The sequence below is a fragment of the Sediminibacterium soli genome, from assembly GCF_009939225.1.
In the GTDB taxonomy this organism is placed as follows: domain Bacteria; phylum Bacteroidota; class Bacteroidia; order Chitinophagales; family Chitinophagaceae; genus Sediminibacterium; species Sediminibacterium soli.
In genome coordinates, this window is the sequence record NZ_JAACJR010000008.1 from 540,265 (window position 1) to 551,272 (window position 11,008).

General features: G+C 50.2%; 9 protein-coding genes, 1 tRNA gene and 1 riboswitch. Of the genes, 1 reads left to right on the plus strand and 9 read right to left on the minus strand.

The genetic code is table 11. The features are described from left to right. Window positions 1-14 precede the first annotated feature (14 nt). Window positions 15-2,441, plus strand: a complete 2,427-nt coding sequence (locus GWC94_RS09510; RefSeq protein WP_235918500.1) for a transglycosylase domain-containing protein — start codon at window positions 15-17, stop codon at window positions 2,439-2,441. A 333-nt stretch (window positions 2,442-2,774) separates the two neighbouring features. Here GWC94_RS09510 and porQ read toward each other — a convergent pair whose 3' ends face one another. The 9 genes from porQ to GWC94_RS09555 all read right to left on the minus strand — a co-directional run bounded on the left by porQ (window position 2,775) and on the right by GWC94_RS09555 (window position 10,766). After that, window positions 2,775-3,911, minus strand: coding sequence for a type IX secretion system protein PorQ (gene porQ / locus GWC94_RS09515; RefSeq protein WP_235918501.1), 1,137 nt, complete (start codon window positions 3,909-3,911; stop codon window positions 2,775-2,777). An 84-nt stretch (window positions 3,912-3,995) separates the two neighbouring features. Next, a complete protein-coding gene (gene lon / locus GWC94_RS09520; protein WP_161834801.1) occupies window positions 3,996-6,398 on the minus strand; it encodes an endopeptidase La in 2,403 nt (800 codons plus the stop codon). A 102-nt stretch (window positions 6,399-6,500) separates the two neighbouring features. Continuing rightward, window positions 6,501-6,713 carry a hypothetical protein gene (locus tag GWC94_RS09525; RefSeq protein WP_161834802.1) on the minus strand — a complete coding sequence of 71 codons (213 nt, stop codon included), beginning with the start codon at window positions 6,711-6,713 and terminating at the stop codon, window positions 6,501-6,503. A gap of 30 nt (window positions 6,714-6,743) precedes the next feature. Further along, complete coding sequence (locus GWC94_RS09530; protein WP_161834803.1) at window positions 6,744-6,938, minus strand: hypothetical protein; 195 nt, start codon at window positions 6,936-6,938, stop codon at window positions 6,744-6,746. Between the two features lie 77 nt (window positions 6,939-7,015). Beyond that, window positions 7,016-8,329, minus strand: coding sequence for a ribosome biogenesis GTPase Der (gene der, locus GWC94_RS09535; RefSeq protein WP_161834804.1), 1,314 nt, complete (start codon window positions 8,327-8,329; stop codon window positions 7,016-7,018). A gap of 160 nt (window positions 8,330-8,489) precedes the next feature. Beyond that, a complete protein-coding gene (era, locus tag GWC94_RS09540; protein ID WP_161834805.1) occupies window positions 8,490-9,362 on the minus strand; it encodes a GTPase Era in 873 nt (290 codons plus the stop codon). Between the two features lie 265 nt (window positions 9,363-9,627). Continuing rightward, window positions 9,628-9,879 carry a GIY-YIG nuclease family protein gene (locus GWC94_RS09545; protein WP_161834806.1) on the minus strand — a complete coding sequence of 84 codons (252 nt, stop codon included), beginning with the start codon at window positions 9,877-9,879 and terminating at the stop codon, window positions 9,628-9,630. Between the two features lie 32 nt (window positions 9,880-9,911). After that, a tRNA-Met gene (locus GWC94_RS09550) sits at window positions 9,912-9,983 on the minus strand. Window positions 9,984-10,037: 54 nt separating this feature from the next. Beyond that, window positions 10,038-10,766 (minus strand): head GIN domain-containing protein, encoded by a 729-nt coding sequence (locus GWC94_RS09555; protein WP_161834807.1) that lies wholly within the window; start codon window positions 10,764-10,766, stop codon window positions 10,038-10,040. Window positions 10,767-10,847: 81 nt separating this feature from the next. After that, window positions 10,848-10,954, plus strand: a riboswitch (TPP riboswitch). Window positions 10,955-11,008 lie beyond the last annotated feature (54 nt).

An 11,008-nucleotide genomic window follows, 5' to 3' on the forward strand; every position in this document is an offset into this window, starting at 1 on the left:
TAATCATTCCCGCTATGGTAATGTCAAAACCGGTAAAAATATTCTGGCGCATCTTTTTCGGAGGCTGTCTCGCATTTATCCTGTTGCTGCTGATCATCAACTGGGGCTGGCTGGGCACCATGCCCGACCTGGAAGATATCGAAAACCCCACGGCTTCGCTGGCAAGCCAGGTATATGCACAGGATGGTACGCTGATGGGGAAATATTATATCGAAGACCGTATCAATGTAGACTACAAGGACATCAGCAAATACGCTGTTGATGCGCTGGTAGCCACTGAAGACAAACGTTTTTACGACCACAGCGGTATCGACGTGTATTCGCTGATGCGCGCATTTATTTACCTCGGCAGCGAAGGCGGCGCCAGCACCATCACCATGCAAACCGCCAAGAACCTGTTTACGGAGAACTGGAGCACCAAGAATATTTTTCTCCGCAGCATCCAGAAACTGAAAGAAGGGCTGATCGCCATCAAGCTGGAACGCAATTTTACCAAGGAAGAGATCCTCACGCTTTACCTGAACACCGTGGCTTTCGGCGACAATGTATACGGCATACGCAATGCCTCAAAGACTTTTTTCCAGAAAGAACCCGACCGCTTAACGGTTGATGAAGCCGCCGTGCTGATCGGTATGGTGAACGGCCCGGGGCTGTACAATCCGCGCACCAATCCCAAACGTGCACTCGACAGGCGTAACCTGGTACTGAACAGGATGGTGAGCAAGAACTACCTCAGCACGGCCGAAGTGGAAAAACTCAAACGCAAACCCATCGATATCTCCAACTATAAAAAACTGGACGAAACAGCGGGTCTGGGCCCTTATTTCCGTATGGTGCTTGGTGAGGATATGAAGAAATGGTGCAAGGAACACAAGAAGAATAACGGTGATGCCTACAACCTGTACCGCGACGGGCTGAAGATCTATACCACGATCAACCCCATTATGCAGCAGTACGCGGAAGAATCGGTGGCCCGGCACATGAGCTATATGCAAAAACTGCTCGACAGGCAGGACAATATCAAGACCGGTACCATCTGGAAGGGATTTGAGAATATCCTGGAATCAGCGATGAAGCAAAGCGATCGCTGGCGCAACCTGAAGAAAGACGGGATGGAAGACGAAGAGATCAAAAAGACCTTCTACGATAAAATACCGATGCATGTATTTGCCTGGAACAGCAAACGCGGTAAAGACACCATCATGACGCCTTACGATTCCATCAAATACCATAAACAGATGCTTCAGACCGGTTTTATGGTGATGGACCCGCTGGACGGATCGATCAAGGCATGGGTGGGCGGTATCGATTTCAAGACATTCAAATACGACCACGCCAACGTAAATACCAAGCGGCAGGTAGGCTCTACCATTAAGCCCCTGCTGTACAGCCTGGCGATAGAAGAAGCAGGCTTCTCTCCTGCCACCACCGTGTACGATGTTCAGCAGAGTTTTGGCCAGTATGGGATGGTTCCTGCCACAGGCAAAACCTGTACGGGCGCGGCCATGCCCATGGCGCTGGCCCTGGCCAAATCGCGCAACTGCGCCACGGCCTATATTATGAAACAGCTGGACAGCGACGGAGGGCGCGGCGCGCGCAGGTTCATCGATTTCCTGAGAAGATGCGACCTGCAGGCCAAGCTGCAGGCTTACCCCTCTATCGCCATCGGCGCCTGTGAGATATCGCTGTACGAAATGATGCAGGCGTACAGTATGTTCCCGGGCAGGGGTTTCAATGCAAAGCCCATGTACATCACACGCATTGAAGACAGGAACGGCAATGTGCTGGCAACCTTTACCCCAAGACGCAAGGAAGTGATCAGTGATATTACGGCTTATTCACTGATCAAAATGATGGAAGGCGTGCTCACCAAGGGTACCGGCGCCGGTATCTGGCAGTACGATCCCCCCGCGGGCTTGTCGATGGCCGGCAAAACGGGTACCACCAACGATAACAGCGATGCCTGGTTCCTTGGCTATACGCCGCAGCTGCTGGCCGGCGGCTGGGTTGGTGCAGATGACCGTATCATCCGCTTCAATACAGAAAGCAAGAACGGAGAGGGCGGACGCGCAGCCATGCCGATCTGGGCCTATTTCATGAAAAAAGCAACCGCGGATCAAACGCTGGGCATCGACACCAAACTCAGCTTTGTAAAACCCGATGGCCTGCTGAACGATATCGACATCAATGCCATCGACGCCAATATCCCCATCCTGAACGGTGAGGGCGAAGGCATGGGCACGGGTACCGAAAAAGATTACGAAGTGCCGAAAGACATCCGGATCGACGATATCATCCCACCGGAGTCACAGCCGATCAAAACACCGGAAAAACCCAAGACCCCGCCGGTGAATAAACCGGTAAACAACCAGCCGGCCGTAAACCCCGCAGACAAGCAACTCAAAGCCATCATGCCCAAAAAAAAAGGTGGCCCGGCATAAATACGGACAGTTCAACTCATTGGCGCCGCCCCGCATACCAGCGGGGCGGCGCTTTTTTACACATTTATACCACAATGTATTTTTCCAGGCAACGGCGGGAGATAAAATCTTGTCTACATACCAGCGAAGCCAGAAAACCGTTATTGACATGAGAAAACTATCGCAAAGCTGGGTGCCGCTGGTTTTGGCGCTGCTGGTTGCCAAAAAACTGCCCACCTGTATGCAAATCATACTTTAGATCGCCCGTTATAACGCGGCAGGTTTAAATTCCGATGTCCGGCAGGGAGATAAACTCGCTGTTACCGGTAGCCCCGTGGTTGCCGGTTTTTTTATTTATAACGCCCCGCCCCAGTTAAAACCAAGACTGAGCTGGTGAAAAAGGTTCCGCTGGTAAAAACCGGTGGCATAGTGCAGGTGTATTTTTCTGAGCAACACCGAAGCCCCGAATGTAAAGCCGTTCAGACCGCTGGTATAATTAAATGCATTCAGGTCCTGCCGCCGCTGAAAATGATATCCCGCCGATACATGCAGTTTTTCGTTGAGGAAAGCCTGCGCAGACAATACCAGATGTGAGAATATCTTTTGCATGGCGCTTCCGGCCGCATACCCCGGTTCTCCTTCTGACGAACGGAACAGGGTATCGTTATAATACTGGTTGAACTGCTGCAGGTGATGGGCTGTCAGCGAAAACTGCAACGGTGCATGGCGCAGGCGTTTGGTAATGCCCGCCTGCAGGTCAAAGGGCAGTTCCTCCTTTCTGCTGCCGTTATAGGCTTTCAGCTGGGTTCCCATGTTTTTTGCCAGCAGGCTCACCTGCAGACCATTTGCCGAGTCGTAGTAACTGATCCCGATATCAAAGGCAATACCCGAAGAGGTGTAAGGGCCGTACCCCGACCGCAGGTACTTCATGGTGCCGCCATACCAGAAACGTTCGTGGTACCGGCGCGACGCCATCAACTGCACTACATAGTCCACCGGTCTGAAACTGCCCAGCACATTACCCGATGCATCGGTTTGCGGAATGGTGCCATAGTCGAAATAATTCACCCCCGCTGCCAAACTGGTTGCTGATCGTTCAAAATGATAGGCGCCTGTTGCACTGTAGTTACGGATCCCCGCAAGAAAGGCGTTGAAAGAAGTATTGACCTGCTTATGCATCCCTGGCCGGAGCAGTGCAGGATTAGGAAAGCTCATCCCGACATCATTACCGATAGCGGAAATATTTACGCCACCCAAGGCCGACAGTTGCGCCGTATTTGGCTGCCCCAAAAATCCAAACACCGCATTACCCCCCAGCGTCTGCGCGTTCAACAAAGAACATTGAAGTAAGAGGAGTGTTGGGAGAAGACGGTGAAGCAATTTGAAAATTTGAGGGTTTGAAAATGGGAGCGGGAGGGTAAATGGTTGTACTGCTTTATTGTTGAATTGCTGTATGGCTGCATTGTTTTCAAACACAAACAGTGCAGCCATACAGCAATTTAGCAATTTGCCAGTTAACCCATTTTCAAATCTTCAAACCTGCCGGCAGGCAGATCCTCAAATTTTCAAATTGCACTACACAAGCGCCAGGTCAATCACCTGCTGCATGGTCTTCACGTAATGGAATTCGAGGCCTTTGATGAAATTGCTTTCAATTTCGTTTACGTCTTTTTCGTTCTGCCAGCAGAGAATGATTTCTTTCAGACCGGCACGTTTGGCCGCCAGTATTTTTTCCTTGATACCTCCCACCGGAAGTACCTGTCCGCGCAAAGTGATTTCTCCTGTCATCGCCAGAAAAGGCTTCACCTTACGGCCAGTGAAGGCGGAAGTGAGCGAAGTGAGCATGGTAATGCCGGCGCTGGGTCCGTCTTTGGGTACGGCGCCTTCCGGCACATGGATATGGATATTCTTCCTGGAAAAATCATCCATATTGACGCCGAGTTTTTTTGCATTGGCCTGCAGGTAGCTGAGCGCCGTGGTGGCGCTTTCCTTCATTACATTGCCCAGGTTGCCCGTGAGTTTGAGCTCTCCCTTGCCTTCGCTCAGGATGCTTTCAATAAACAGGATATCGCCGCCCACATAGGTCCAGGCAAGTCCCACGGCCACACCCGGCATATTGGCCGTTTTGTATATTTCGTTGCTGTAGCGATGCTGCCCCAGTATCTTCTCCACATCGGCCGAAGTAACCGTGGGCTTGATCCTGTTCTTCATCGCCAGCTCTTTTGCCTCGTAACGCATGATCGAAGCAAGCTGCCTGTCGAGCTCACGCACCCCGCTCTCGCGGGTATACTGTTCAATGATTTTTTCAAGCACCCTGTCGGCGATCTTGAAGTTGACCTTACCAAGGCCATGCGCTTCTTTCTGTTTGGGCAGCAGGTGCCGCCTGGCGATTTCCACTTTTTCCTCCACGGCATAGCCACTCAGGTCTATGATCTCGAGCCTGTCGCGCAGCGCAGGTTGTATGTTCTGCAGGTTATTGGCCGTGGCGATGAACAGCACCTTGCTCAGGTCGTATTCCAGTTCGAGGTAGTTGTCGTAAAACGTATGGTTCTGTTCGGGATCCAGCACTTCCAGCAGCGCGGAAGAAGGATCGCCCCTGAAATCGTTGCCGATCTTGTCGATCTCATCGAGTATGATCACCGGGTTGGACGATCTGCATTTGCGTATGCTTTGTATGACCCTGCCCGGCATTGCCCCGATATAGGTTTTTCTGTGCCCGCGCACCTCGCTTTCATCATGCAGGCCGCCAAGGCTTACCCGTACATATTTACGGCCGATGGCATGCGCGATGGAACGGCCGAGAGAGGTTTTACCGATGCCGGGAGGGCCCAGAAAACAAAGGATCGGGCTTTTCATATCCCCCTTCAGTTTCAGCACCGCCAGGTATTCGAGTATACGGGTCTTGATCTTGCTCATGCCGTAATGATCCGAATCCAGCACTTTCTTGGCATTCTTCAGATCGTAATTGTCGGCCGTATAACTTTCCCAGGGAAGATCCAGCATCAGGTCGAGGTGGTTGTACACAACGGAGTAATCCGGTGTGGACGGATGCATTCGCTCGAGTTTTTCCACCCCGCTTTTGAACAGGGCCCTGGCGGCCTCGGGCCATTTCTTGCCGTCGGCTTTCTTCTTCATATCGGCGATCTCGCGTTCGTTGGTATCGCCGCCCAGTTCGTCCTTGATGCTCTTCAGCTGCTGCTGCAGAAAATAATCGCGCTGCTGCTTATCTATCTCGGTGCGTGTTTTGCTGGTTACCTTGTCTTTCAGTTCGGCAAACTGCAGTTCGCGCTGCAGGATATGGATCAGCTTTTCGGCGCGCTGGTGTATATCGTGTATCTCCAGCAATGCCTGCTTCTCGGGCAGCTCGCTGTTGAGGTTACTGCTTACAAAATTGATCAGGAAGGAAGGGTTCTCGATATTCCGGAGAATGATGGAAGCTTCTGTAGGCAGGTTGGGCGACAGCTGGATAATCTGCGCCGCAAGGTCTTTGATGGTGCTGATATAGGCATTGAAATTGGAATCTTCCGGTATCTCATCGTCTTCCAGCAATTTTATGGAAGCCTTGAAATAAGGATCATCGCTGACGATACCAGTGAGTTCAAACCGCTTCTTGCCCTGTATGATAATGGTGGTACCGCCATCGGGCATTTTGATCAGTTTCACGATGCGCGCAACGGTGCCGATGCTGCACAGGTCTTCCGGCTCGGGTTCTTCCACATTGGCATCTTTCTGGGCCACCACGCCGATCAGTTTATCGGTCTTGTATACATCGTTAACTGCCTTGATGCTTTTGTCACGGCCAACCGTGATCGGCAACACCACACCGGGGAACAGCACTGTATTGCGAAGGGGAAGAATGGGTAAGATATCCGGAACAACCAGGTTCTTGTCCTGCTCGCTTTCATTCTCGTTGATGGGGATGATCGGCATGAAATCGGTATCCTCATCCGAACGGAAAAACAGTTTCTCTTTTTGCATAGTAATTACTTGGTCAGAATGTCACAAATACCGGCGTACGCCGCGCAAAACGGGTAAAACAAAGTAAGTCAATATTGATGCCATTACCTATTAATAGAAGAATTATGTAAAACTGGCAGAGGAGGAGAGGAACGGATGAACAGGGAACAGAAGAACAAGGAACAGAAGAGCAAGGAGCAGGGGAAGGAAAAGAGCCGTCGGCGCCGGTTTTTCTCCGATCATCTGTTCATCTGTTCCTTGCTCTGCTGTTCCTTGCTCCCTGTTCATCTGTTCAAAAAAAATCCTCCCGCTTTTGGCGGGAGGAGCTTCTTGCAAGAAGTAATATAAAGTAACGAAGTACTTAAATTATTTCTTTGTAGTATCCATAGCAGCTTTGGTGGTTGTGTCAGCGGCAGCTTTAGCGGCGCTGTCAGCAGCAATAGCAGCTTTAGTGCTGTCAGCAATACGAGCGCTGTCAGCAGCCAGTTTGGCTTTGTCTTCACCTGAGTTACAAGCAGCCATGAAACCGGCTACGGCTAAAATTGCGAATACTTTTTTCATTTGTACTTGGTTTTTTGAGTTTAAGTTGCGCAAAGATATAGGCCTAATTGAATTTTGCAAATTTTAACACATATTTTTTATTTCTTTCTAAAGAAGATCCTGACCGGCACTCCGGTAAATTTAAACCGGCTTCTCAGCTGGTTTTCCAGGTAATTGCGGTACGGCGTCTTGATATCATCCGGAAAATTGGTAAAAAACGCGAAAGACGGCACATGTGTAGGCAATTGTGTGACATATTTAATTTTTATTGAATGTCCGCGAACCACAGGTGCATGGTAGGCTTCGATCGCTTTCAGCATCACTTCGTTCAGCTGGGCGGTGGGTATTTTCCGCTGCTTGTTATCGTTTACCTCCAGCGCCAGCTCTATGGCTTTGAATATGCGCTGCTTTTCCTTCACCGAAATAAACAGTACCGGCACATCGGTAAACGGTGCAATCTTCTGTTTCAATCTTTTTTCATAGTCACGCGCTGTATTGGTCTCTTTTTCAACCAGATCCCATTTGTTTACCAGTACCACCACGCCCTTTCCCTTGCGGGCGGCCAGACTGAATATGCTGATATCCTGCGCCGTAATTCCTTTTTCCGCATCCAGTACGATCAGGCAAACATCCGCCTCGTCTATCGCCCGGATGGCGCGGATGATCGAATAAAATTCCAGGTCTTCTTTCTCGCTGCTTTTTTTACGGATACCCGCGGTATCGATCAGTACGAATTCTTTCTGGAACAATTTGTAATGGGTGTGAATACTGTCGCGCGTGGTACCGGAAATCTCACTTACGATGGTACGCTCCTGGCCGATCAGGGCATTGAGCAGTGATGATTTACCTACATTGGGCTGACCGATGATCGCTATTTTGGGAAGCGTGTTCTCTTCTGCGGTCTCTGTTGATTTTTCTTCGCTGATCGGGCCGGTTACCGCATCCAGGAGATCACCGGTACCGCTGCCGGAGATACTGCTTATAAAATAGCTGTGTTCGAAACCCAAAGCATAAAATTCAGTGGCCTCCAGCTCGCGGGTACCGTTATCCACTTTGTTAACCACCAGGTAAACCGGTTTCTTGCTGCGTCGCAGCAGATCGGCCATGGCTTCATCCAGATCGGTGATGCCCGTGGCCACGTCTACCACAAACATCACCGCATCCGCCTCATCGATGGCGATGCGCACCTGTTTGCGTATCTCCGTTTCAAACACATCGTCGCTCTGCGGCACAAAACCACCGGTATCGATCAGGTTAAAGGTCTTTCCGTTCCAGTCGGTAATCCCGTACTGCCTGTCGCGCGTAACCCCGCTCACGTCGTCAACGATCGCTTTACGCTGCTCAAGAAAACGGTTGAAGAGCGTGCTCTTACCAACATTCGGTCTGCCTACAATGGCTACAGTATACCCCACGGAAAATCAATTAAAAATTAAAAATTAAAAACTAAAAATTGAGCATCAATAATATATAAAAATAAAGACCAACCCGACAGTGAATCCATTTTCTTAGCTGTCATTAATCCTTACACGCTGGGTTTCAAATTTCTAATTATCGATCTCTAATTTTTAATTCTTATCTATACCCGTATTCCTTCAGCTGCACTTCGTTATCGCGCCATTTGGGGCGGACTTTGACAAACAGTTCCAGGAACACTTTCTGTTGTATAAAGTTCTCGATATCGGCGCGTGCCTTCATACCGAGCTGCTTGATCATTTTTCCCTTATCGCCGATGATGATCGCTTTCTGGGTTTCGCGGTTCACGATGATATCGGCCTGTATCTTCACCAGGCTTTCTTTTTCCTTGAACTCGTTTACCATTACCGCGGTGTGGTAGGGAATCTCATCGCCAAAGAGCTCGTACACTTTTTCCCTGATCAGTTCGCCAACAAAGAACTTGGTGGGCAGATCGCTCAGATCGTCTTCGCTGTAAAAAGCCGCGGCTTCGGGCAGGTACTGCAGGATCGCATCCAGCAGTTTTTGCAGGTGCACTTTCTGCAGCGCCGATATCCTGACCAGCTGTTTGCAATACGGTCTGGTGGCAAAGAACGCTTCCGCTTCCGGCAGCCTGCCATTGGCGGCCACATCAATCTTGTTCAGCACAACAATCGCCGGCACTTTCAGCCGCAGTGCGCTGAATATGGCATCCATTTCGGCCAGGTCATCGTTTACATCCACGATCAGCAGTGCAAGGTCTGCGTCTTCCAGTGCGGTTTTCACCGAATCCATCATACGTTCATGCAGCTTGTATTTCGGATCGATGATACCCGGCGTATCGGAAAAGATCACCTGGTATTCGCCCGGCTTATTAAGAAAAGCCTTGATGCGGTGCCTGGTTGTCTGCACCTTGGATGATACAATAGCCATCTTCTCCCCGATCAGTGCGTTGAGCAGGGTGCTTTTGCCCGCATTGGGCCGGCCGAATATGTTGACAAATCCTGAACGCAAGAGAACGAAAATTGATGCTTATGAATGGAGAACCGGTGACTGTCGAATGCCTTGATCCCGATTACTCTCTCAAATTATTGATTATTACTTACTCACTGGTAAATTATATGCCTATCCAGCCGGTTATATTACTAACTCACTGATAATTAAAAAAGGCCCTTGAGGGCCTCTTTTGTTACGAGGGAAGGGATCGAACCTCCGTCCGCCTCAGGCGGATATCAGCCCGACGGCAATCCCGGAATATTTTTATCCCACAGGAGTCCGGCTATAATCTGGAAATAATTTCATTCCGTATCCAGTCACGCCCCTGCCCTCCCTTCAATTGCTTTTCCCTTAAAAGAGCTTCTTTTTTACCCGGATACGTTTCCTGATGAACAAGCACCCACGGTCTGAACCCGATCGTCCATCCTTTTTTACCCAATTCGTTATGAGACCGCAGGCGTTCAGCCAGGTTACCCGTGCATCCGATGTAAATCTTATCGTAGTTCGGGGAATATAAAATATACACCTGGTACATAAGACAAAGGCCTCTCTTCGAGGCCTCTTTTGTTGCGAGGGAAGGGATCGAACCTCCGACCTTCGGGTTATGAGCCCGACGAGCTACCGCTGCTCTACCTCGCGATGTAATGGGGTGCAAAAGTAGGTGCGCAACCGCTTCCTTCCAAATATATTTTGTTAATCCTCCGATCTTCTTTTCACGGTGGCTCCTCCGCTGGTGCTGATATCGCGGATCAATCCGTTGCCTTTGAAATAAACCGTGCTGCCGCCGCTTGCCTGGGCATTCAGTTCTTTTTCCACGCTGATGCGGATATTGGATGCACCGGACGCATCTGTTTTACACATGATGGCAGTGAGGTCGTAGGCCTTCAGGTTGCAGGCGCCGCTGGCGATGATGGCCAGGTTCTCCGCGCTGCCCGAGAGCTTGGCATTGGAAGCGCCACTGGCATCGATACGCAGTTTGCCGATGGCCAGCTCGCCGGTAAAATCACTGGCGCCCGATAATTCGATGCTGAGTTCCGGTTGTCTGATGCGTTCTGTTGCGCGTACATTGCAGGCACCGGAAGCTTCGAGCCTGCTAAGGGTTTTGAAAGTAACGTATGCTTTCATCTTGTGATTACCCCAGGCTTTCCAGTTCAGTCCCTTGCTGTCGAAATAGATCTGCAGGGTATTGCCGCGGAGTTCCGTTTTGATACGCTGTCTGATCTCATCCGAAGAAGCGCTTACGGCAATCCCTTCTTCCGTTCCCTGCGAGAGGTACAGGTCGATGGCACCCGAAACCTCTATGGCGCTGTACCCAAATACCATACGCGGCTCGGCATTGGCATCCACCACAATATTCTTCTGGTTCTGTGCACGAAGCCCGATACCGGCAAACAGGGAAATCAGGAGTACAATTCGCTTCATGGGGGCGTTTTGGGTTATAACGATGGTAAGCCATTAAAGTTACAGTGGGGCATTAATTTCCAAAACACTATTTTTGCGGCAGATCATTCCTCGGGGTGCTTTGTTCCGTTTTTGCGGAAAAGGCTGAGATAATACCCGTTGAACCTGAACAGGGTAATTCCTGCGAAGGGAAGGTGAACCGTCTTAGGGCCTCTCTCATCAGCTATTTCCCCTGTTCCCATTTGTAAACTTTTAAAACGAAA

Coding starts and splice junctions, on each gene's coding strand:
- GWC94_RS09510 (WP_235918500.1), top strand. CDS start 15: ATGGTAATGTCAAAACCGGTAAAAATATTCTGGCGCATCTTTTTCGGA.
- porQ (WP_235918501.1), bottom strand. CDS start 3,911: ATGGCTGCACTGTTTGTGTTTGAAAACAATGCAGCCATACAGCAATTC.
- lon (WP_161834801.1), bottom strand. CDS start 6,398: ATGCAAAAAGAGAAACTGTTTTTCCGTTCGGATGAGGATACCGATTTC.
- GWC94_RS09530 (WP_161834803.1), bottom strand. CDS start 6,938: ATGAAAAAAGTATTCGCAATTTTAGCCGTAGCCGGTTTCATGGCTGCT.
- GWC94_RS09545 (WP_161834806.1), bottom strand. CDS start 9,879: ATGTACCAGGTGTATATTTTATATTCCCCGAACTACGATAAGATTTAC.
- GWC94_RS09555 (WP_161834807.1), bottom strand. CDS start 10,766: ATGAAGCGAATTGTACTCCTGATTTCCCTGTTTGCCGGTATCGGGCTT.